This is a genomic window from Paenibacillus sp. FSL R5-0923, from assembly GCF_038009145.1.
GTDB lineage: Bacteria > Bacillota > Bacilli > Paenibacillales > Paenibacillaceae > Paenibacillus_AQ.
Map to the genome: position 1 here is coordinate 3,839,011 of NZ_JBBPAT010000001.1, position 21,067 is coordinate 3,860,077.

Sequence of the window (21,067 nt, forward strand, 5' to 3'; positions counted from 1 at the left end):
TTGTACAACAAAAGAAGCCGAAATCCAATAAACAGAAAAAAGAAGTGGCTCGGGGTGATCCACCTGAAGTAGAAGCTGAGCTAACTGACAAGCAAAGAATGTTTGTCCTTGAATATATGCGAGACTTCAACGCAACTAGAGCGGCCTTAGCTGCCGGTGATTCAAAGAGGGCTGCCTATTCCATAGGATGGAAAACCTGAGGAAACCTGAAATACAGGCAGAAATCACAAGGTTGAAGGATCAGATGGTTGGTGAGATCGGGTTGAGCGTTCATCGGGTTATAGCCGAGTATCTTAAAATCGTATTTGCTGATACTTCTGATTATGTGGAATTCAGGTCCCAAGAAGAAACAGTTATGAGTGAATATGGTCCAGTGTTAGATAACGAAGGTGATCCAATTACTAGACCAGTAAGCTATATGTGTTTTAAATCCTCAGAAGAGGTCGACGGAACGTTAGTGAGTGAGGTAAAGCAGGGACGTGAAGGTCTTAGGATCAAGTTTTATGACAAGCTCAAGGCACTGGATAAGCTGGAAAAGTATCTAGGCTACATGGATGAAGAAACTAAGCTTCGCGTTCAGAAACTACAACTTGAAATTAAGGGTATGACTCCTCCAGACGCTAATGATTTGCCAGACGCTGGCTTCATTGAGGCTCTCAAGTCTCAAGCGAGAGGAGTGTGGTCAGATGAAAGTGAAGCGTAAGGATGCAATCTTTAAATAGAAACCATTCTCTAGTAAGCAGATTCAGGTTCTTACTTGGTGGATGTAAGGTGAAAGCCCTCACGCAGATAAAGATGCTTTAATTTTTGATGGTGCAGTCCGCTTTGGTAAAACATCTTCAATGTCCTTTTCATTTATTGTTTGGGCTACTGAAACCTTCAACGGCGAGAACCTGGGGATGGCGGGAAAGACTATAGGTGCTCTTCGACGGAACCTTATAGGGCCGTTGAAGCAAATGCTTAAATCCAGAGGATACACTGTAGTGGATCATAGGGCAGAGAACTATCTTACTATCAGCAGGAGGCCGGTAAGTAAAGACTTCTACTTGTTTGGGGGTAAGGATGAACGAAGTCAAGATTTGATACATGGGATCACGCTTATAGGAATGTTTTTGATGAAGTGGCCTTGATGCCGCGCTCATTTGTAGAACAAGCGACTGCTCGATGTTCTGTAGATGGGGCAAAGTATTGGTTTAACTGTAACCTGTTAAGACAGAGGATCGCCGCTACAGCAAATATCATATATCTCTTGTGACTACAGCACCCAAAGCCCGATGACGTTCGGGCTGTCGGGGCTTTTTTCTGGTGTCTGGTACAAGGTGAAAGAATACCACTATGACGGTCGCCAGCAGAGCCAACAGAAGACGGATAAAGAGTACTATCATGATTTGGTTGAATTCGTTGGGGATATATCGCTTCAAAGTCTTATCATTGACCCTTCCGCAGCAAGCTTTATAGCTACTGTAAGAAAATACGGAAAGTTTATAGTGAAAAAGGCAAAAAACGATGTGTTAGAAGGCATCCGCAATGTATCCTCAGCACTGAATACCGGAAAGATTCTCTATAATGATTGCTGCAAGGAAACCTTTTGCGAGTTATCGTCCTACATATGGGATGAAAAGGCAGCTGATTGCGGGGAAGAGAAGCCCATTAAGCAACATGACCACCAGATGCACGGTGACCGCTATTTTGTGAACACCATTGTTATGCGTCCAGCTTCGTTCTCATTTGATTAATAGGAGAGGAGGAAACTAATTGAGCACAACAGAAGAGGTTAACCGGATCATTGAAAAAGGTGCGGCATCCGCTATGACAGACGAGGAGATCGTTAAGCAAGAAATAGATGATTGGTTATCATCCCAGGAACGTAAGGAAAAACTTGCTGGTGAACGCTACTACCGGAATAAGGCTGATATCTTAAAACGTAAGCGAATGACCATTGGAGCAGGTGGGGCGCTGGTAGAAGCTACAAACCTCGCTAATAATAAGATCGTTCACGGATTCTTGCGAAAGCTCGTTGATCAGAAAGCCGGTTATCTGCTGAGTAAGGAAATGAGCATCCAGACAAAGAACAAAGTTTATGATGAACTGTTGACAGGGATTTTTGATAAAGGATTTAAAAGACTATTAAAAAACCTGTTGAAGGAGAGCGTTAAAAAGGGGTGCGCATGGTTGCATGTTTATTTAAGAAGGGAGTGCCCTTTCAGCGATGGCTGTTGAGGCACTCCCTTCTTTTTGAGGATATTCTTGAGCAATAACAAACTTCATTAATTTAGTCGTCTGAATAGGCTTATAGGTTCGCATACAAGGTTGCTATCGGACCTATCGGACCGCGATGCAGTTATTGGCCTGAAAAGTACCCAATTATGCTCTAAAGAAGCAACAAGGTTACTGGAGTCCGAAACCCTGCACAAAAGACGATTATTTTGTAAATAACGTCATCTGAGTCCAAAACTCGAAGAAGAGGACTCTCTCCGTTAGTGGAGAAACTAAGTAGACACCAGAAGGGCTGCAATACCAATCGCCACAAGAAATAGCACCTGAGCACATACCCATGATTCCTCGATTATGTGCATTCTCGTCATACATCATTTTAACTTTTCCAATTAGTAGTGCAGAATAATGTTAGAATATCTTATATATAGATATACAATACTTTCCTGGGAGGAGCACTAATATGCGCATTTTCATATATATAGGACTGGCTTTTTTTGTGATCTCTGGTATATGTGTTGGCGGATTTACGACAGGTACTCAGCAAAGAGGGAATTTTTATTCAGAATCCAAAGAAGACCGTAAAATTAAAAACAAAGTAGCGAATTGGTCTGCTTTAGGAGGGGTTCTTTCCTTGGCTATAGCTGGACTAGTATATTTGTTGTGATATTTACCACACTCAAATTCAAGAGTGGTAAAGAGTGCAATACATGACTTTTTACTAGAACCTTTAGACCCTTGATGTCGTTGCCGTTGATGTTTTTTATATTTATAGTTCTAGTAAAATGGAATTTAATATAACAGTCACAATTATTCTTATCATCTGACATTATTTTATATTTTTCTTGCAAAGGTATATCTTTCATAGGATAATATGGGTATATTTTCCTAGCAAAAGTTGGAAGTGGATATTATCTGAGAGGAAGTAGAATATTGAAAACAAAGAAACCTTTTTTTAAAAAATGGTGGTTTTGGCTTATTATTGTTTTTGTTGTAATAGGGGTGATTGGATCACAGGGGAATGATAGTGAACCTACAGTATCAAAATCAGAACCAGCAGTGGCAAAGGTAGATGATACTGCAGCAACAGAGAAACCGGTCGAAAAGGAAAAGCCTACCAGCAAGCCTACAGAAGAGCCAAAGGAAACGATGATAACTGAAGTTGGACAAACCATCACAACTAAGAATTTTAAGCTTACAGTTGAATCTCTGGAAAAGCCTAAGGGAAATGATTATGTACAACCATCAGAGGGTAATGAGTTTGTAGAAATCGGAATTATACTTGAGAATATTTCCAGTAAAGATTATATGGTAAGCTCTATGCTAATGTTCAATGCATACCAAGACAGCTTCTCCATAAATGAAGATCTCTTGGCTCATACTTTGGATAGTCAAGTAGGAACAATGGACGGCGCTTTAGCTGCAGGAAAGAAAATTCGTGGCAAACTAGCTTACCAGCTTCCTAAGGATTGGAAAGAACTTGAAATCAATACTGATTTTACGGTTTTAAGTTTTAGTTCAGATGGAGAAATCAAAATCGTTCTTCAAAATAAATAGGATATTTCACATATAAGAGTCTCGCCAAAGCTGGCGGGGCTTTTTTTATTATTAAACCTGATAATCTGCATTTACATAAAGTACCAAACCGATTATATTGAAAGAAAAGCGTAATGGATGAGGGGTGTTATATTTGGCGAAGATTTTTAATGAAAATACAGTTTCATTTAAACAAAAGTTATCTCCGATCCCTGAGTTTGCTTGGCATACGAGTGAGAGGTTAGCTGAGATCGCAAATTCTAAACATCTTGTCTTCGACATAAGATCGCTTGATCCAGATAAGTATTCCTTTCCTTATCATTTTCATAGAAACGCTGAAGAAATATTTGTGATTTTGACGGGAAAAGCGATGTTAAGAACTCCCGAGGGTTTTAGTGAGGTTTCTGAAGGTGATGTACTATTTTTTGAAATAGGACCTGAAGGAGCGCATCAACTTTATAATCATACGGATGCCCCTTGCAAGTATCTTGATCTCCGAACGAACCAGGGCATAGATGTTTGCGAATATCCGGACTCAGGTAAAATCAACATTCTCCCCTATCAAGAAATTTATCAGGCGGATCAACAAGCGGACTATTATAAAGGAGAAGAGCAGGTAAGGGAGAAATGGAACGGAATGGAGGATCACACTTGATTCAAGATCGATGGTTCACAGTCACGAAAATTGATCCAATTACTTATGCAATCAGTGAATATGGACATTGGGAAAAGGTGCACTCTTTTTTGTTGTTAGGGAAAGAACAAGCGGTGTTGATTGATACGGGATTAGGCATCGATAATATAAAAAGAATAACGGATCAGTTAACGGATTTACCTATCGCTGTCATCACTACGCATGTGCATGCAGACCATATAGGCAGTCATGGACAATTTGAGACGATCTATGTTCATAAAGAGGATGAGGATTGGCTAATTAATGGAATACGAGGTTTGACCCTTGCCCAGATCAGAAAAGATATGAGCCGAGATATTACTCTTCCTGTTCCTGAGACATTTGATCCTAATAGGTATACGCCTTATCAAGGGAAACCAACAGCTCTATTGCGAGAGGGAGATGTGCTTAATTTAGGCGGGCGTAGATTAGTAATTTACCACACACCGGGTCATTCGCCAGGTCATATTAGCATCTTTGATCATGCCAACGGGTATCTGTTTACAGGGGATTTGTTGTATGATGTTACGCCAATTTATGCTTTTTATCCCTCTACTAGTCCGGCAGATTTAGTGGCTTCTTTAGAAAAGATTGCGCAAATTCCAAATGTATCTCAAGTATTCGGCTCTCATAATACGTTGGGTCTAGATCCAGCTATTTTGCAAGAGGTTATGAAGGCAGTTCGTGAACTACGTGAACGGGATCTTGTCGCTCATGGTACGGGCATTCACCGATTTAACGGATTTAGTGTGCAATTTTAAAATGAATGTTGGATGCAGCGAAAACGGCCCTCTCAAAAGGACCGTTTTTTTGTCTTTCCTTAAGGTTTTCAAAATTTCTAATTGGGAAAGGTAAAGTGAAGTAATAATAGGCGGAAGGGGGGCATTCATTCGGATACGATCGACCTGAAGAAAGCATGTAATTGTTGGACTTGGGAGTAAGCTTCTTTGTATTGATTATCGGATTGTTGAATGGGCAATAAGCCTGGCAAGAAGGAAATACTATACACAGGTATTTCATTGCTGTTCATGTATATTTTAAGCGTAAGTTCCTCAATAACATCAGCCTCTTCGTCAAAGCTATTAACCACATTAATATCCGCACTTGAAGCAGTTGATTTGCTGTTTTGTTGTCGTTTAGATACTTTTGAAAGGGTTAGTGCGTTAACAACAATCTCTGATCCCATTATATTGTCGAACGAGTATAGCTTTGCTATTGCTTTTTTGCTTGTTTTCGGATTGCTGGTACCTATTGCTATTTTTTTATAAGGTTCATTAAGGGCGATCAAGTGCGATTGATTGGGCGGAATGAATGTTTTGGTGAATATAATATTAAAAGATGAGGTTGCGTTTAACAGCTTAGAAAGTTCAGAAGAAGTAGATAGTTTTTTTAATTCTATAATAACGGCACTTAGAATTAAGACTCCTCCTACAATGGCAAACATATACATTAAGAAAATCAGCATGTAATCACACCTCCAATGATCTCAGTAGAGCAAGATTTATTGCTTATTGAAAGATATGCCTGAATTCTCTCTACTAGTATCTGTTAAGAGCGAAAATCGTGGGAATTTAGGAAACGACTACTGATTAGAAAAGAGAAAGCACCCAGAGATCTGCCGATTTTGCAAGCTGAGTGCAAAATTGGGGCAACTGCTGGAGTGCTTTGTTGAGAGCTTTTTAAAATAAATATGTCAAGATCATAAGAAATTGAAGGCTGTGATTTGATCAGTATAAACAATTAGCTGTTTGTATTCGATCGGAGATTCATAGTGAGTATAGGGTCTTACAGAAACATCATTAAGGACTACAAAGTTATAGCTGAAATTTTTATCGGGATGTTCCGCACCTAAATAAGATATGTATTCATCTACAATGACATCATCCATTAGAGATTTTAAGTCAAAAACATCCTCTTTATTGGAGGTGGAAGGGGAGATGGTCCCTTGAATACTGCCGAATGAGGTGAGTAAATTTACTTTTTTTCCACCCGCTTGATCGTTATTTAACAATAAGCCAGAGAGTTTAACAAGTGCATCGACTTTAAAATCGACGAGGGTTCTAATTTTTGAGTTGTTCAAAACGAGACACTTCCTTTCAATTTGAAATCCTGTTAACATTATTCGACATATAGCCACATAATTCCTATTAGGTCATCAAAAATACATAAATACAAACACGCCCCCTCCATTGAACCATGAGTGAGGCGTGTTTATCTATAGAGATAGATTTAATTCCTGATCGTTACTCGTGTTCCAATCGGTACAATCGCAGCTAGTGCTAACACATCTTCATTGTACATACGAATACAACCGTGGGATACTTCGTGCCCTATGGATGAGGGATCATTATTTCCATGTATCCCATAGTGAGGCTTAGATAGCCCCATCCAAAAGACCCCAAATGGACCACCTGGATCGGGTTGTTTGTTGATGATTGTGAATTCACCGAGTGGTGATTGAGTTAACATTTTACCGATTCCGACTGGGAAGCCCCTGATCACAATGTCGTTATCAAGAAGATAAAGCATACGCTGCGTCAGATCAACTATAATCCGGTAATTTGGCATTGTGCAACACTCCTTTCTAATTAAGATATGAGGAGGATGCCTAAACGGTTATTCATTAAAAATGGTCATTTTAGCCTATGAGAACAAATGTTCTGTAATTGATAAATGGAGTTTGATAACAATAAAAAAGCTATTCTGCATTTGCAGAACAGCTTTTTTAAAAAAATAAAAGAAAGTATATATTTTTACGATATACCCTATCCTTATACTTCTCGTAGAAACGGATACCGTCCTTTAGGACGGTATCCGTTTTCGCTAGGTAGGAGTGCAAACTTAGTGGATATCTCGAAATAATCCGATAACTCTGCCGAGAATGGTTACGCGATTAAGGCGAAGAGGCTCGTACGCCGGATTCTCCGGCTGAAGACGTATATGATCACGTTCTTTATAAAAAGTCTTAACGGTTGCTTCATCTTCTTCGGTCATAGCTACAACGATATCTCCGTTATCAGCCGTTTGTTGTTGACGAACAATAACATAGTCGCCATTCATAATCCCAGCTTCGACCATACTGTCACCTTGAACCGATAACATAAATACTTTGTTATCTCCAACATAGTGAGTTGGAAGCGGGAAGTAGTCTTCAATATTCTCAGTAGCAGTGATAGGAACCCCGGCGGTAACCTTACCTACGACAGGAATGCGAGCGACGGTTTGCGCGAAATGATGGACATTCTCGGAATCCTCTTGGCCAAGCAATTCTATCGCACGAGGCTTCGTTGGATCTCGACGGATAAGTCCCTTCTTCTCTAGCCGATCTAAATGACCGTGAACTGTGGAGCTGGAAGCAAGACCAACAGCTTCTCCAATCTCCCGGACGGAAGGAGGATAACCCTTGCTGCGGACTTCGCTACGTATAAATTCCAGGATCGCCAGCTGGCGACTTGAAATCTTTGACATTGGAATCAACCCCATATAGTAATGTTTGGGAAAATTATAACATAGAACTACCGTTCGCACAAACATAAGTTCTAACTATTATAAATATTAATTCGAAAGAGTTAATAAATGGTAGTCTTGTATTGATTGCGTTTCCTTCATCTAAACGATAAGAGTGATTCTTTATATGAAGAATATGGTAAATATTAACCTCTGAAAAAAAGAGAACAATTGTTCTAAAATAGTATTGAAGAAAACACATGTTCGTGTTATTATAATTTCAAAAGTAAGAACAAGTGTTTGGAGGATGATATTCATGTTAAAATACAGTACATACCGTAGCATCTACGATAAAGCCCCAGTGGTTGAATCTTTAGGACATAATCCTATTACCCGTTATTCAGCTCAGATTAAAGAGATTACAGAGTTTTTGCTTGAAGGCTTGATGCGTTTGTTCCGTAGAGATTTTGTTATTAAACTGACATTGATCATCGTGCTCGTACTATCAGGACTTACAGTAGTAGGTAATGTATTTGCAGGATCTACTACTTTAATGAAGGATGAGAAGCGCGTAGTGGTTGAACGTGGAGATACACTTTGGAGTATTGCTCTTGAGAATAAACCTTCTGATATGAAAACGGCTGTATATATAGAAGGAATTAAAAAATCCAATGGCATTAAAGGTAGTCAGATTAATGCTGGAGATATTCTCACTTTACCTATATATTAATATTCTAAGAACATAATAAGAGGACATGAAGAGCTTGCAGGGAGTAAACCTTGACAAGCTCTTTTTCTCATGGCAGAGTTAGAATTAATTTATAAGGGGAGGGAAAGTTTTGAATATTGATGAGTTGGTCGCGCGTATTAACGAATTGGCACGCAAACAGAAGAGCGTAGGCCTTAATCAAGAGGAAACGGCGGAACGCGCCAAGCTTCGTGAAATTTATTTGGGGAATATTCGCAATAACTTCCGAGCACAATTGAATACGATTGAATTGGTTGATAATGATGAGCATGAACAAGGTAACAAGGGGCGTAAGCATTAACACCCTGTTCCTTTTCATAGATATTACTGGATGACTAGGGGGAACGCATATGGCCCGTTCTTGGGAAAGAATGGTTCAACGCAACACGCAGCAAATTAATAAGCAAAGAAAGAAACAGGGGAAGGAAACGATTTACGCATCTAAATCTAAATCTCCTGGTAAGAACAGTGAAACCTTTAAAGGCCGTAACATTGCATTTCCATTAGTGTTATTAGTGCTTGGTACTATGTTTTGGATGGTTGGTTCAGTGGACCAGGCCAAAGGTAATGGTATGCTTATGAACTGGCTAGGAGTCGTTTTGTACTACTTACTAGCGGCACTTCTGTTCTTCCGACGTCCGTACTTGAAGGTAGAGAATGCTAGACTATCTACTATAAAATTCAACCGCGAACGTTATCTGCCAGCTTCTGATATTGAGAAAATCATCCTTTCGCGTGGAGCTGTTGTAATTAAGCATAAAGGCAAACGCACGAAATGGATTTTTACCAGACTTATGAATCGTTATGATACCAATGCAATGGGGACTCGACTGGAAGCATTCGCAAAAGCTCACCAAATTGAAGTAGTTCACGAATAGAAATTAACCAGCCATGGGAGAGGGAGACCTGTAATGCCAATTTCCGCCGTACTATTTGACCTTGATGATACACTGCTCTGGGATGATCGGAGCGTTAATGAAGCATTTCGTTCTGCATGTGAAGCCGCTGGGGATACGATTGATCCACAAGAACTGGAACTTGCGGTGCGTAAAGAAGCCATTGGACTATATGAATCCTACGAAACGAACCCGTTTACAAAGATGATTGGGATTAATCCGTTTGAAGCACTTTGGGGGAACTTTACTGCAGGTGAACAGCCGGAATTCCGTCAATTGGAGCAGCTTGCACCGGGATATCGTAAAGAGGCATGGCGTCGTGGTCTTGCAGCACTTGGTGTAGAGGACGAAGCTCTTGCTGAGACATTAGCAGCCAAATTCGCAGCAGAGCGTAGAAATCGACCTTACATCTATGAAGAAACGATTCAGGTGCTTGAAGAACTGAAGGGGAAAGTGAAGCTATTGCTTCTGACTAATGGATGCCCTGCATTGCAACAAGAGAAACTAGATGGCGTACCTGAAATCGTTCCTTTCTTTGATCACATCGTGATTTCTGGAAGCTTCGGCAAAGGAAAGCCGAATAAGGAAATTTTTCTGCATGCCCTAGAACTTTTAGATATTGCACCTGAGCAAGGAGTTATGGTCGGAGATAAGCTTACAACGGATATTCGTGGTGGGCTGGCAACAGGTTTGACTACAGTTTGGATTAACAGAAAAGGCAAACAGCCAGATCCGGAAATTCAGCCGGATTATGAAATCAAACATCTTGGAGAGCTTCTTTCATTGGTCCAATCTTTATAAAATTGAGTAGAAGAGGCTTTCATTCATTTAAGCTTTAAGAAGGCAGTGAGTTCCTAGGTATCTAGGAGACTTACTGTCTTTTTTATATCTACATCATATTTAGTATGTTAGATGAGATTTACTAGTATATGATTTAAGTCACAAGAGTTTAGCTGAATTGATGCGAAATACTGAAAAACCAATAATAATGTGTATAATAGATGGAGAATGTATAACATGAATTGGTAGATTCTTAGTAATCAATTTGACTGGGAGGAATCTAAATGAAGATTTCAAGAACAATAGTTCCTTTATTATTAGGTGCAACACTTTTAGTATTGGGAGGATGTTCATCAGACCAAACCAAACAATCTGGAATACATAATATGAATATGAACATGGACATGTCTATGGAGCCTATCAAGGTCGAGTTACATTGGAGTCCTGAAGAGGTTGTTGTAAATCAGAAGGTGACCTTTGAGGCTGTGGTGACGCAAGAAAACTTAGCTGTGGATGATGCGAAAGAGGTTTTATTTGAAATTGTGAGGAAAGATGATGAGGAACAGAAAATTGAGCTTAAAGGGAAGCTAGTCGGTGATGGAATCTATCAAGCAGAAGGAACACTTGCGAAAGAAGGACAATATATTGTTACATCGCATGTAACTGCTAGAACTCAGCATTCTATGCCTAATAAAGAACTCTCTGTGAAACCATAATTAAAAAGAATAGCAATTATAACCTGTAATTACAGATAATGCAGAGTGGAAAGGAAGGCTTTCCGAAATTCCTTTATTCTGCTAAACTTACTCTAATGTTTTACTGGGGGGACTATACGTTGGCTAAATATACACTTGAGGAAAGCTTACAACAAAGAATATTAATTCTAGATGGTGCAATGGGCACAATGATCCAACAGGTGCCTCTGACAGGTGAGGATTTTGGTGGGGAAGAATTAGACGGCTGTAATGAAATGCTAGTATTAACTCGTCCAGAAGTAATTCAGACGATTCATGAGCAGTATCTTGAAGCAGGTGCTGATCTCATTGAAACGAATACATTTGGTGCAACGTCTGTTGTACTTGCTGAATATGATATTCCGCAGCGGGCTCGTGAAATTAATCTGGTTGCAGCAAAGCTAGCCCGTAATGCCGTTGATAAATATGATACACCAGATCGTCCCCGCTATGTTGTAGGTGCGATGGGTCCTACAACAAAGACACTCTCTGTTACGGGAGGCGTGACTTTCCAAGAGCTCGTTGATAGCTACGAGGAACAGGCAGTGGCATTGATTGATGGTCAAGTAGATGCGTTATTGCTAGAGACCTCTCAGGATACTTTGAACGTGAAGGCTGGAAGTATAGGTATTCGAAATGCATTTGAGAAGACGGGTATCAAATTGCCAGTGATGATTTCGGGAACAATAGAGCCGATGGGTACAACACTTGCCGGTCAGAATATTGAAGCATTCTATATTTCATTAGAACATCTGAAGCCAATCTCTATTGGTCTAAACTGTGCAACGGGTCCAGAGTTCATGCGTGATCATATTCGTTCACTTTCTGCAATCTCTTCAGCGGCTGTGAGTTGTTATCCGAACGCTGGACTGCCAGATGAGAATGGGCATTATCATGAATCTCCTGATTCTCTTGCGCGTAAAATTGCTGCGTTTGCAGAAAAGGGATGGCTTAACATTGCGGGAGGTTGTTGCGGAACGACACCGGAACATATCCGTGCTATGTCGGAGGCACTTTCGCAATTCCCTCCACGTCCGCTTGCAGGAAATCATCCACCGGCACTTTCTGGGATTGAGCCTATTTATATTGAAAACGACAACCGTCCATACATGGTTGGTGAACGTACGAATGTATTAGGGTCGCGTAAGTTTAAACGTCTTATCGTCGAAGGTAAATATGAGGAAGCCTCTGAAATTGCCCGTGCACAGGTGAAGAGTGGTGCTCAAGTTATCGACGTCTGCGTGCAAGATCCGGACCGTGATGAGATTGAAGATATTAAGCTGTTTCTAGAATTAGTTGTAAAAAAGGTTAAAGTTCCTCTGATGATCGATACTACCGATCCTAAGGTTATTGATCTGGCGTTACAATACTGTCAAGGTAAGGCTATAATTAACTCCATTAACCTTGAAGATGGTGAAGAAAAATTCGAACTGGTCACTCCTTTGATTCATAAGTATGGCGCAGCTATCGTTGTAGGTACGATTGATGAGACAGGACAAGCAATCAAGGCTACGGACAAACTGGAAGTTGCCAAACGCTCCTACGACTTATTAGTGAACAAATACGGATTAGCTGGAGAAGACCTTATTTTCGACACGCTTGTGTTCCCTGTAGGAACCGGGGATGAACAATATATTGGCTCTGCTAAAGAAACTATTGATGGGATTCGTTTAATCAAAGAAGCACTTCCAGGTGTTCATACGATCTTGGGAATCAGTAACGTCTCCTTTGGATTACCGGAAGCGGGGCGTGAAGTACTGAACTCAGTATTCCTCTATGAGTGCACTAAGGCTGGATTGGATTATGCGATCGTAAATACCGAGAAGGTAGAACGTTATGCTTCTATTCCTGCTGAAGATCGTCGTCTTGCTGAGGAATTGATTTATAATACGAATGACGACACACTTGCTGCTTTTGTAGCCGCCTTCCGTGGGAAGAAGATTGAGAAAAAAGAGAAAATTTCTAACCTGTCGCTAGAAGAGCGTCTCGCTTCATATGTGGTTGAAGGCACCAAAGAAGGGCTTATTCCAGACCTTAATGAGGCGCTTACCAAATCAGGACCTTTGGAGATTATCAATGGCCCGCTAATGGCCGGGATGTCAGAGGTTGGACGGCTGTTTAATAACAATGAGTTGATTGTAGCTGAGGTACTGCAAAGCGCTGAAGTGATGAAGGCTTCGGTTGGTCATTTGGAGCAGTTTATGAAGAAGGATGAGACAGCGGTAAAAGGCAAGATCATGCTGGCAACTGTAAAAGGCGACGTGCATGATATAGGTAAGAATCTGGTGGAGATCATCTTATCCAATAATGGTTATCAGATCATTAATTTGGGTATAAAAGTACCACCTGAGACCATTATCGAAGCGTTTCGTCGTGAAAAAGCCGATGCGATCGGATTGTCTGGACTACTCGTAAAATCGGCACAGCAGATGGTGCTGACTGCGCAAGACCTACGCACGGCTGGGATTGATGTGCCTATTATGGTAGGTGGTGCTGCCTTGACTCGCAAGTTCACCAAAACACGTATCCGGCCGGAATATGATGGGCTGGTATTATATGCTAAGGATGCTATGGATGGACTCGATATTGCTAATCGGCTTATGAATCCTGTTGAACGGGAGAAAATTGCCGAGGAAATTCGAGTGGAAGCAGAATCCGCAGTGGCAGTTGCTCCTAAGCAAGAGCTTCCTACGCTGACTAGAGCTGTACGCTCCAAAATATCTCCAGATGCACCTGTATTTGTTCCACCGGATTTAGAGCGCCATGTCATTCGTAATTATCCATTGGGGCATATTATCCCTTATGTGAACATGCAAATGCTGCTCGGTCACCATCTGGGACTACGAGGTTCTGTAGAGGCGCAATTAGCTGCTGGTGATGAGCGGACTGTGGAGTTGAAAGGTACTGTCGATGACATTCTACATCAAGCGATGCTGGAAGGTACGATTACTCCTCATGCGATGTATCAATTCTTTCCGGCACAATCAAGTGGTAACGATATTATCGTTTATAATCCACAGAATACAGCCGAGATTCTGCATACCTTTACTTTCCCAAGACAAGGTGTTGAGCCTTATCTCTGTCTAGCGGACTTTTTGAAGTCGGTCGACAGTGGAATGATGGACTATGTTGGATTCCTCGTGGTAACTGCGGGACACGGTGTTCGTGAGCTCTCTACAGCCCTTAAGGATAATGGAGATTATTTACGCTCACATGCGTTACAATCTGTAGCGCTGGAAGTAGCAGAAGGATTAGCGGAGCGTGTTCATCACATGATGCGTGATACATGGGGCTTCCCAGATCCTGCAGATATGACCATGAAACAAAGACATGGGGCAAGATATCAAGGGATTCGTGTATCCTTTGGTTATCCTGCATGCCCAGATCTGGAAGATCAGGGACCACTATTTAAACTGTTATCCCCAGAGGATATCGGTGTTCACCTTACAGAAGGCTTTATGATGGAGCCTGAGGCTTCCGTTTCGGCGATGGTATTCGCTCATCCAGAAGCGCAGTATTTTAATGTAGAGAAGCTGTAATTCTTTCATTTATACACCCGGTCTGTAGGGGGATTGTATCCCTTTCAGCGGAACCTCCCGTAACTGGGGGGTTTTTTGCTGGAAGAAGGACGTTTAGAATAGATAAGAGATAGTTCAGTCAATAAGAAGAAGGGAGGAAGAGGGATGGAATTATATTTTTTAGGTACGAATGCAGGGGTACCAACTATACAACGCAATGTAACGTCGATTGCATTAAGACTTCTGGAAGAACGCCGTAGCATTTGGATGTTCGATTGCGGGGAAGGGACTCAGCATCAGGTTCTTCGCTCACCGATTCGCCTAGGGAAGCTGGAAAAGCTATTTATTACACATTTACACGGAGATCATCTATTTGGTCTTCCGGGTTTATTATCTAGTCGTGGTTATCAGGGAGGGACATCTCCTTTAACGGTTTATGGTCCCCCTGGATTGAAGGCATACTTAGATATATCCTTAGCTGTGAGCCAATCCCGAATTCCATACAAGATTGAGATTGTCGAGCATACAGGAGGAACGGTATTTGAGGATGATGGTTTTAAAGTGGAGGCAGCATTATTAGAGCATCGTATTGATAGCTATGGTTACCGGGTAACGGAAAAGGATAGTCCCGGGAGCCTCAATACGGAATTACTAAAGAGTTATGGCTTAAAGCCTGGACCGTTATATGGAAAATTAAAAAAAGGTGAAGATGTTATAACGGATGACGGTGTTCGTATCTGCGCTGCTGATGTTGTTAGAGAACCTAAAAGAGGGCGTATTGTTACGATCTTGGGAGACACAAGACCTTGTTCAGGGGCTTTAGAACTCTCACTTCATGCAGACCTTATCGTTCATGAAGCAACCTTTGCTCATGATCTGGCAGAAATGGCGTATCAATACCATCACAGTACAGCACGTCAAGCTGCAGAACTAGCAAAGGAAGCCAATGCAGGCCAACTATTGTTGACTCATTTCAGCTCTCGTTACAGTTCGTCTGAAGAGTTGATTCCTTTGCTGGAAGAAGCTGAGCTCATTTTTCCAGAGACATTATTAGCGGAGGAATTCGGCACATATCCAATTTATCGAAGACAAAACGGGCAATTGGGGAAATGATTATTTTCCGGGAAAGCGCAGGAAATGACAGTGCTATGCTAAAAAATGCTGGAAGAGTCTCTCGTTCGATTTCATTCGACGAAGTGTGTTAGATTTAAAGTAATTACAGCGTGAAAGAGGTACGAATGGCTGGAAATCTTGCCGAAAATAAACGGACAATACCACCAAACAAAAAGTATTATTAATCATTCTAAATCCAAGCTGGGCTTAGGTTGAATGTTTATTAATACCATTATTAATTTATCACATTAATTAATTTTTTATGGAAATAGAGGGATTTATAATGGAACAGATTAAAGGATTATTGATTGACTTAGATGGTACGTTATACCATGGGCATAAAATGATTCCTGGTGCTGATTTACTGATTAAAGGTCTGCGTGAAGCGGGCATTCCTTTTTTATTTGTTACCAACAATTCATCGCGTACAGCGGCTAATGTGGCTGCACATTTATGTGGAATGGGAATCGATGCGAAAGCTGAGGAGGTATGTACCTCATCAATGGCGGCCGCACGTTACATAGCTGAGGAATCACCTGGGGCTGCAGTGGCGATACTTGGAGAAGAGGGTTTGCATGTGGCTTGTACCGAAGCTGGGCTCCGCATTGTCACAGACTCACCCGATTATGTACTGCAAGGCATCGATCGCTCCTTCAACTATACGTCGCTCTCGCAAGCTTCACGCTGGATTCTGGGAGGAGCAAAGTTTGTACTCACTAACCCAGACTTAATGCTGCCATCAGATGATGGCATTATGCCTGGCGCAGGTACGATCGGAGCAGCCATCGAGGCTGCTAGTGGAGTGAGTCCGGTAGTGATTGGCAAGCCGGAATCCCATTTAATCAAATTTGCGACAGATCTTCTTGGTATCGAGCCTGAACATGCAGTGGTTGTCGGTGATAATATGCGTACAGATATAGCAGCTGGAGTAAATGCGGGCTGTCGCACAGTTCTTGTATTTACCGGATTAACCAATGCAGAAAATCTTGACCACTATAAAAACCTTACCGGAATCTCACCGGATGAAATTTGTGCCGATTTAACTGAACTTAAAACGTTTCTCGGTGTATAATAGCTAGGATCTTATTACTTCACCAACCTAGAAGGGACGATGAGCTATGCCGGAATTGCCGGAAATGGAGAATTATAGAAAGCTGCTTAGTCAGCATATTATAAATGTGCCAATATCTGATGTAATCGTGAACAGAGAAAAATCAATTAATATGGAAACAGAAGCTTTTAGAAATGCATTGATCGGTGCGCGTGTTGTTTTTGTTGAGCGGCGTGCCAAGTATATTTTGTTTCATCTTCATGATGGACGAAGACTACTTTTACATTTAATGCTTGGTGGAATACTTTTTTATGGCACGGAGGAAGAACGGCCGGATCGTAACACACAAGTCGAAATCGCATTTGGAGATCATATCCTTTACTTTATTGGACTTCGCTTAGGCTATATACATTTGCTGTCGGTGAAGGAAAGCGAAGCCACAATGGGTAAGCTTGGACCTGAGCTGCTGGATCGTCGGATGACGCTGGAAAGATTCACTGCATTATTAAAGGGACGGAGAGGTGCGCTCAAAAGCCTGTTAGTAAATCAGCATGTGATGGCTGGAGTCGGGAATTGCTATGCTGATGAGATTGCCTTTGAAGCTAGGCTTTTACCTTCTGCATTAGTACAAAATTTAACAACTGAATCTATAGCCCGTCTTTATGAGAGCATCCAAAAAGTACTGACTGAGGCCACTGAAATTGGTGGGTACATGGAAATGCCGTTTATGACTGGGGATACTGTTACAGGTTCATATAATAATCAATGTAAAGTGTATGATCGTGAAGGCGAGTCTTGTCTTCGTGATGGGGGAACAATTATCAAAACAGAGCAGTCTGGACGCAAAGTGTTTTATTGCCCAAACTGTCAGCATGACGAATAGCTCCAAAATAGGGGCACATGTTAGCATTCGCGGTGGTTATGGGAGAGCTGCCCGATTCGCTTGGGAGAGCGGTGCAACATGTTTTCAATATTTTCCTAAAAATCCGCGTAGTTTGAAACTTAAACAGGTAGATGTAAGAGATACGAGGGATTGTGCGCTCTTTTGCCAAGACAAAGGGATTGCTTCGATTGCTCACACACCCTATGGGATTAACATGGCGGCTGGTGTAGATGATGTTACTCCGCGAAAGGTTTATGTATCCTCTCTCTTAAATGATCTAGAGATTGCAGAAGCTTGTGGTTCATTAGGCATCGTTGTTCATTTTGGACATTTTGGTGGAATGGAGCCGTTACAAGGCTATCAAAATATTATACAATGTATGAATGATGTGCTTCAGTCCTGGGATGGTCGTACTAAGCTGCTTATAGAGAATCAAGCGGGCAACCATGGAAATGAAGGGATTACACTTGAAGAACTCGTGAAAGTTCGAGAGCTTAGCCAATTTCCGGAGAAAATAGGATTTTGTTTGGACACCTGTCACGCTTACGCAGCTGGTATCTGGAACCCTGAGCGAACGGAAGCCTTCCTTAAACGAGGAGAGCGACTTGGATTTTGGCCACATCTTGTTGCTGTTCATTTAAATGATTCTAAGTTTCCTTTCGACTCAAGACGCGACAGACATGCTGGAATCGGACAAGGACATATTGGAGAGCAGGGGCTGAAAAGCTTATTGTCCTCCGAGCTTTTACGAAGCTCAGCTGTTGTCATGGAAACGGAGAAGGGTGCGGATGGCAGTCACCGAAAAGAAATTGCCATTGTGCGTGGTTGGTTTGAAGCGGAGGCGTAATTGTGATTCATATCTATATGGATGATCTTCGAAAGGTACCTAAAGGGTTCGCTCTGGCTCGTTCGACGGAAGAATGTCTTCTAATGCTGCGTGAGTGCGAGGTGGATATTTTATCACTGGATTACGATATGGGGCCGGGTGATTATTCGGGTGGAGAAGTTGCCAGACGGATCGTACTGGAAGGACTGTTCCCCCGAGAAATCTATTTGCACACTTCCAGTCTGTGGGGGCGAAAAGAAATGTATGAGATCTTATATACTGCTAAACCTGAGGGGATGCTTTTGGTAAATGGTCCCCTGAGTTCTGATAAGCTTCGCGATATCGCCGAGGAGACGGACTTGAAATGAAGGTAATGAATGAAGTGGAATTACTGGAGGCGCTCAAGAGTTCAGGAGAACCACTTGTAGTATTCTTACACACTCCACTGTGCGGTACTTGTAAGGCTGCTGAACGGATGTTAGAGGTGGCGGCTCATCTATTGCCTGCTGAACTTCAAATGGTTGCAGGCAATGTGAACATGCTGCCGAATTTGGTACAACAATATCGTATTACGAGCGTTCCTGCACTACTTGTAGCTTCTGCAGAACGGGAAAATGATCCGAAAGTTTATTATTCCATGGTTTCAGTTGAGCGAGTGCTGGAATACATAAGGAGTGTTATATCATAATCATTTCATTACAACATTTATCTCTCCGCAGGGAAGAAAGCTTAATCTTGGACGATGTGTCGCTAGAAGTTAAAGAAGGTGAGAACTGGGTCATTTTGGGACGGAATGGCTCTGGTAAAACCACAATTTTAGAGATGATGACTGGTTATTTGTTTCCTAGCAAAGGGACTGTAGAAGTGCTGGGTTATAAATATGGACAATGTGATATACGTGAGGTTCGTAAAGAAATTGGCTATATCGGGCCTTCCTTGATGGAAAAGATGTCATTAAATGATCCGGTGTGGGAGGTCGTAGCAACAGGTGCTTACGCTTATTTGCGTTTCTACGAGACGATCCCCTCCGAAGTACAAGAGAAAGCAATCAGCATGCTGGAAGATATGAATCTAGGCAATATGGCATTTCATCCTTTTGGGACCTTGTCACAGGGGGAACGTAAAAAAGCTATGCTGGCAAGATGTCTTATGGCTGACCCTAAGCTATTAATTATGGACGAGCCATGTGCCGGCCTTGATCTATATGAAAGGGAAAAAATGCTGGCTGAAATAGACAAGCTGAGACAGCGTAATGTTTCTGTAGTATACGTAACTCACCATGTGGAAGAAATTGTCCCGCTTTTCACGCATGTTGCATTAATTCGTGAGGGTAAGCTAGCTGGATCTGGACCGAAAGAAGAAGTATTAACGAAAGAAATGATCTTGGCCACTTATGATATTCCTGTTGATGTTGAATGGGATAGCGGTCGTCCCTGGATTAAAATTAGACCTGGAGGCAAAACGATTTGAACGATTTAAGACAAGATACCGAAGAGCAGAACATTGCTCCGGAAGAAGAAGTGTATTCCCGATATATTTGTACAGCTAATCACGGATTTGCGCCTTATGCGCAAGAAGAGCTTCGCCGTTTATTCGGTGCTGTGAAGAGTACCTTGTTACTACCAGGAGAAATCTTTCTGGCTACATTGCAATCTGAACCAGAGGAAGTAACGCGCCTACTCACACAGAATCTTCCCATTTTCCTGCGTCATATACAACCTGTTCAGTTTCAGGATGAAGGAACCATGGAAGCTCTACAGCGTTTGGCAATGTATTTAAGTCGCCACACTGAGCTTGAGGGTGAGAAGGTATCCCTGAACGTTCGTAAAGGTGATCCTTCCTTCTGGCAGGACAGTCCAGGAGAACTTCGTGAATGGCTCCAAGAGCAATTGCAGAGCTTAGGCGCAGAATTTACTGTGCAAGATCCAGCCTGGGTTATTTCAGTCTACGCAGACGGGAATGCCTTATATGCAGGTGTGTCCAGACCAGAAGCGAATTTATCTGGATGGAATGGCGGTGCCATCCGTTTCCGTAAGGAAGATGGACAAATCTCACGTGCCAAGTTCAAACTAATGGAAGCCGAGAAGGAGTTTGATATTCCTTTTTACAGTTTCCGTAATGCGTTAGATATTGGTGCTTCTCCAGGTGGGTGGACTTCTTTCTTACTGGAACGTGGAATGAAGGTTACAGCTGTTGACCCTGCGTTAATGCATGAGTCCCTACGTAATTATCCGGGTTTGAAAATCCTTCGTAAAAACGCTGGAGAAGTGAAATTCCGCGATAATGAATTTGATCTAATCGTATGCGATATGAGCTGGAGTCCTAAGCTGATGGCGAAGCTAGTAACCGGGTTACTACACAGTCTGTCACCGGGTGGGACAGCCATTGTGACCGTAAAACTGATGCATAAGAAACCACTTGCGATGATCAAAGAAATTATTGCGATGTTTGAAGGGGAGCGCATGCAGATTCAGCGTGCAAAGCAGCTATTCCATAATCGTGATGAGATCACACTTTATATGATTAAATACTAATCAAACAAATTTTAATTTTCTAAGGGAAAGCATCCCGTTATTAACGTGACCGTATTTTGCGGTAAGAACGTTAATGGCGGAAGCTTTCTCTTTTTTTTGCGAAAAGGGGGAGTA

The 21,067-nt window shown here is 41.8% G+C and carries 25 protein-coding genes and 1 pseudogene; 22 read left to right on the forward strand and 4 right to left on the reverse strand.

Annotation, left to right across the window (positions count from 1 at the left end; translation table 11 throughout):
* Positions 1-116: 116 nt before the first annotated feature.
* The 8 genes and pseudogenes from MKX35_RS31880 (at position 117) to MKX35_RS17195 (ending at position 5,184) form a co-directional block, all read left to right on the forward strand.
* On the forward strand, positions 117-200 hold the full coding sequence (locus MKX35_RS31880) for a hypothetical protein (protein WP_445671587.1): 84 nt from the start codon (positions 117-119) through the stop codon (positions 198-200).
* A complete protein-coding gene (locus MKX35_RS17165) occupies positions 188-703 on the forward strand; it encodes a terminase small subunit (protein ID WP_076298760.1) in 516 nt (171 codons plus the stop codon). Before MKX35_RS31880 ends, MKX35_RS17165 begins: the two co-directional genes overlap by 13 nt.
* A 40-nt stretch (positions 704-743) precedes the next feature.
* A pseudogene (locus MKX35_RS31885) lies at positions 744-1,736 on the forward strand (PBSX family phage terminase large subunit).
* 19 nt (positions 1,737-1,755) lie between these two features.
* Positions 1,756-2,220 (forward strand): phage portal protein, encoded by a 465-nt coding sequence (locus tag MKX35_RS17175; protein WP_076298759.1) that lies wholly within the window; start codon positions 1,756-1,758, stop codon positions 2,218-2,220.
* 457 nt (positions 2,221-2,677) lie between these two features.
* Complete coding sequence (locus tag MKX35_RS17180) at positions 2,678-2,881, forward strand: DUF5316 family protein (RefSeq protein WP_076298758.1); 204 nt, start codon at positions 2,678-2,680, stop codon at positions 2,879-2,881.
* 266 nt (positions 2,882-3,147) lie between these two features.
* Positions 3,148-3,771 carry a DUF4352 domain-containing protein gene (locus MKX35_RS17185; protein ID WP_076298757.1) on the forward strand — a complete coding sequence of 208 codons (624 nt, stop codon included), beginning with the start codon at positions 3,148-3,150 and terminating at the stop codon, positions 3,769-3,771.
* A 133-nt stretch (positions 3,772-3,904) separates the two neighbouring features.
* The gene (locus tag MKX35_RS17190; protein WP_052404320.1) at positions 3,905-4,405 is read left to right on the forward strand and encodes a cupin domain-containing protein; all 501 of its coding nucleotides are present in this window, start codon (positions 3,905-3,907) and stop codon (positions 4,403-4,405) included.
* Positions 4,378-5,184 (forward strand): MBL fold metallo-hydrolase, encoded by an 807-nt coding sequence (locus MKX35_RS17195; RefSeq protein WP_076298756.1) that lies wholly within the window; start codon positions 4,378-4,380, stop codon positions 5,182-5,184. Before MKX35_RS17190 ends, MKX35_RS17195 begins: the two co-directional genes overlap by 28 nt.
* A gap of 125 nt (positions 5,185-5,309) precedes the next feature.
* On the opposite strand, the gene MKX35_RS17200 is transcribed toward MKX35_RS17195, so the two are convergent.
* The 4 genes from MKX35_RS17200 to lexA form a co-directional block, all read right to left on the reverse strand.
* Positions 5,310-5,888: a hypothetical protein gene (locus tag MKX35_RS17200; protein WP_076298755.1), complete on the reverse strand. Its 579-nt coding sequence runs from the start codon at positions 5,886-5,888 to the stop codon at positions 5,310-5,312.
* 234 nt (positions 5,889-6,122) lie between these two features.
* Positions 6,123-6,503 (reverse strand): hypothetical protein, encoded by a 381-nt coding sequence (locus MKX35_RS17205; protein WP_076283533.1) that lies wholly within the window; start codon positions 6,501-6,503, stop codon positions 6,123-6,125.
* Between the two features lie 149 nt (positions 6,504-6,652).
* Positions 6,653-6,991: a L,D-transpeptidase gene (locus MKX35_RS17210; protein WP_042188851.1), complete on the reverse strand. Its 339-nt coding sequence runs from the start codon at positions 6,989-6,991 to the stop codon at positions 6,653-6,655.
* A 273-nt stretch (positions 6,992-7,264) separates the two neighbouring features.
* Positions 7,265-7,891 (reverse strand): transcriptional repressor LexA, encoded by a 627-nt coding sequence (lexA, locus tag MKX35_RS17215; protein ID WP_042188849.1) that lies wholly within the window; start codon positions 7,889-7,891, stop codon positions 7,265-7,267.
* A gap of 295 nt (positions 7,892-8,186) precedes the next feature.
* On the opposite strand from lexA, the gene MKX35_RS17220 reads away from it, so the two are divergent.
* From MKX35_RS17220 to MKX35_RS17285, 14 genes are all read left to right on the forward strand, one after another.
* Positions 8,187-8,600, forward strand: a complete 414-nt coding sequence (locus tag MKX35_RS17220) for a LysM peptidoglycan-binding domain-containing protein (RefSeq protein WP_076283534.1) — start codon at positions 8,187-8,189, stop codon at positions 8,598-8,600.
* Between the two features lie 109 nt (positions 8,601-8,709).
* On the forward strand, positions 8,710-8,919 hold the full coding sequence (locus MKX35_RS17225) for a DUF896 domain-containing protein (protein WP_042188845.1): 210 nt from the start codon (positions 8,710-8,712) through the stop codon (positions 8,917-8,919).
* Positions 8,920-8,968: 49 nt separating this feature from the next.
* Complete coding sequence (locus MKX35_RS17230) at positions 8,969-9,496, forward strand: hypothetical protein (protein ID WP_076283535.1); 528 nt, start codon at positions 8,969-8,971, stop codon at positions 9,494-9,496.
* A 33-nt stretch (positions 9,497-9,529) separates the two neighbouring features.
* On the forward strand, positions 9,530-10,315 hold the full coding sequence (locus MKX35_RS17235; protein ID WP_076283536.1) for an HAD family hydrolase: 786 nt from the start codon (positions 9,530-9,532) through the stop codon (positions 10,313-10,315).
* A 263-nt stretch (positions 10,316-10,578) separates the two neighbouring features.
* Positions 10,579-11,010 (forward strand): FixH family protein, encoded by a 432-nt coding sequence (locus MKX35_RS17240; RefSeq protein ID WP_076298754.1) that lies wholly within the window; start codon positions 10,579-10,581, stop codon positions 11,008-11,010.
* Positions 11,011-11,189: 179 nt separating this feature from the next.
* Positions 11,190-14,567 (forward strand): methionine synthase, encoded by a 3,378-nt coding sequence (gene metH, locus MKX35_RS17245; RefSeq protein ID WP_371916531.1) that lies wholly within the window; start codon positions 11,190-11,192, stop codon positions 14,565-14,567.
* A 144-nt stretch (positions 14,568-14,711) separates the two neighbouring features.
* Positions 14,712-15,659 (forward strand): ribonuclease Z, encoded by a 948-nt coding sequence (gene rnz, locus MKX35_RS17250; protein WP_076298752.1) that lies wholly within the window; start codon positions 14,712-14,714, stop codon positions 15,657-15,659.
* A 283-nt stretch (positions 15,660-15,942) separates the two neighbouring features.
* The gene (locus tag MKX35_RS17255; RefSeq protein ID WP_076298751.1) at positions 15,943-16,731 is read left to right on the forward strand and encodes an HAD-IIA family hydrolase; all 789 of its coding nucleotides are present in this window, start codon (positions 15,943-15,945) and stop codon (positions 16,729-16,731) included.
* Positions 16,732-16,777: 46 nt separating this feature from the next.
* Positions 16,778-17,593 (forward strand): Fpg/Nei family DNA glycosylase, encoded by an 816-nt coding sequence (locus MKX35_RS17260; protein ID WP_042188834.1) that lies wholly within the window; start codon positions 16,778-16,780, stop codon positions 17,591-17,593.
* The gene (locus MKX35_RS17265; RefSeq protein WP_076298750.1) at positions 17,583-18,440 is read left to right on the forward strand and encodes a deoxyribonuclease IV; all 858 of its coding nucleotides are present in this window, start codon (positions 17,583-17,585) and stop codon (positions 18,438-18,440) included. The genes MKX35_RS17260 and MKX35_RS17265 overlap by 11 nt, the downstream gene beginning before the upstream one ends.
* Positions 18,441-18,442: 2 nt before the next feature.
* Positions 18,443-18,787 (forward strand): cyclic-phosphate processing receiver domain-containing protein, encoded by a 345-nt coding sequence (locus MKX35_RS17270; RefSeq protein ID WP_042188830.1) that lies wholly within the window; start codon positions 18,443-18,445, stop codon positions 18,785-18,787.
* On the forward strand, positions 18,784-19,107 hold the full coding sequence (locus MKX35_RS17275) for a thioredoxin family protein (protein WP_231573284.1): 324 nt from the start codon (positions 18,784-18,786) through the stop codon (positions 19,105-19,107). The genes MKX35_RS17270 and MKX35_RS17275 overlap by 4 nt, the downstream gene beginning before the upstream one ends.
* Complete coding sequence (locus MKX35_RS17280; protein ID WP_076298749.1) at positions 19,107-19,889, forward strand: ABC transporter ATP-binding protein; 783 nt, start codon at positions 19,107-19,109, stop codon at positions 19,887-19,889. Before MKX35_RS17275 ends, MKX35_RS17280 begins: the two co-directional genes overlap by 1 nt.
* Positions 19,886-20,953 (forward strand): SAM-dependent methyltransferase, encoded by a 1,068-nt coding sequence (locus MKX35_RS17285; protein WP_076298748.1) that lies wholly within the window; start codon positions 19,886-19,888, stop codon positions 20,951-20,953. The genes MKX35_RS17280 and MKX35_RS17285 overlap by 4 nt, the downstream gene beginning before the upstream one ends.
* Positions 20,954-21,067 lie beyond the last annotated feature (114 nt).

What these genes read in the sequence shown, in the direction of transcription:
- MKX35_RS31880 (WP_445671587.1), top strand. Translation starts at nt 117, where the DNA reads ATGCGAGACTTCAACGCAACTAGAGCGGCCTTAGCTGCCGGTGATTCA.
- MKX35_RS17165 (WP_076298760.1), top strand. Translation starts at nt 188, where the DNA reads ATGGAAAACCTGAGGAAACCTGAAATACAGGCAGAAATCACAAGGTTG.
- MKX35_RS17180 (WP_076298758.1), top strand. Translation starts at nt 2,678, where the DNA reads ATGCGCATTTTCATATATATAGGACTGGCTTTTTTTGTGATCTCTGGT.
- MKX35_RS17195 (WP_076298756.1), top strand. Translation starts at nt 4,378, where the DNA reads ATGGAACGGAATGGAGGATCACACTTGATTCAAGATCGATGGTTCACA.
- MKX35_RS17200 (WP_076298755.1), bottom strand. Translation starts at nt 5,888, where the DNA reads ATGCTGATTTTCTTAATGTATATGTTTGCCATTGTAGGAGGAGTCTTA.
- MKX35_RS17210 (WP_042188851.1), bottom strand. Translation starts at nt 6,991, where the DNA reads ATGCCAAATTACCGGATTATAGTTGATCTGACGCAGCGTATGCTTTAT.
- lexA (WP_042188849.1), bottom strand. Translation starts at nt 7,891, where the DNA reads ATGTCAAAGATTTCAAGTCGCCAGCTGGCGATCCTGGAATTTATACGT.
- MKX35_RS17220 (WP_076283534.1), top strand. Translation starts at nt 8,187, where the DNA reads ATGTTAAAATACAGTACATACCGTAGCATCTACGATAAAGCCCCAGTG.
- MKX35_RS17230 (WP_076283535.1), top strand. Translation starts at nt 8,969, where the DNA reads ATGGCCCGTTCTTGGGAAAGAATGGTTCAACGCAACACGCAGCAAATT.
- MKX35_RS17235 (WP_076283536.1), top strand. Translation starts at nt 9,530, where the DNA reads ATGCCAATTTCCGCCGTACTATTTGACCTTGATGATACACTGCTCTGG.
- MKX35_RS17240 (WP_076298754.1), top strand. Translation starts at nt 10,579, where the DNA reads ATGAAGATTTCAAGAACAATAGTTCCTTTATTATTAGGTGCAACACTT.
- metH (WP_371916531.1), top strand. Translation starts at nt 11,190, where the DNA reads ATGGGCACAATGATCCAACAGGTGCCTCTGACAGGTGAGGATTTTGGT.
- rnz (WP_076298752.1), top strand. Translation starts at nt 14,712, where the DNA reads ATGGAATTATATTTTTTAGGTACGAATGCAGGGGTACCAACTATACAA.
- MKX35_RS17255 (WP_076298751.1), top strand. Translation starts at nt 15,943, where the DNA reads ATGGAACAGATTAAAGGATTATTGATTGACTTAGATGGTACGTTATAC.
- MKX35_RS17260 (WP_042188834.1), top strand. Translation starts at nt 16,778, where the DNA reads ATGCCGGAATTGCCGGAAATGGAGAATTATAGAAAGCTGCTTAGTCAG.
- MKX35_RS17265 (WP_076298750.1), top strand. Translation starts at nt 17,583, where the DNA reads ATGACGAATAGCTCCAAAATAGGGGCACATGTTAGCATTCGCGGTGGT.
- MKX35_RS17275 (WP_231573284.1), top strand. Translation starts at nt 18,784, where the DNA reads ATGAAGGTAATGAATGAAGTGGAATTACTGGAGGCGCTCAAGAGTTCA.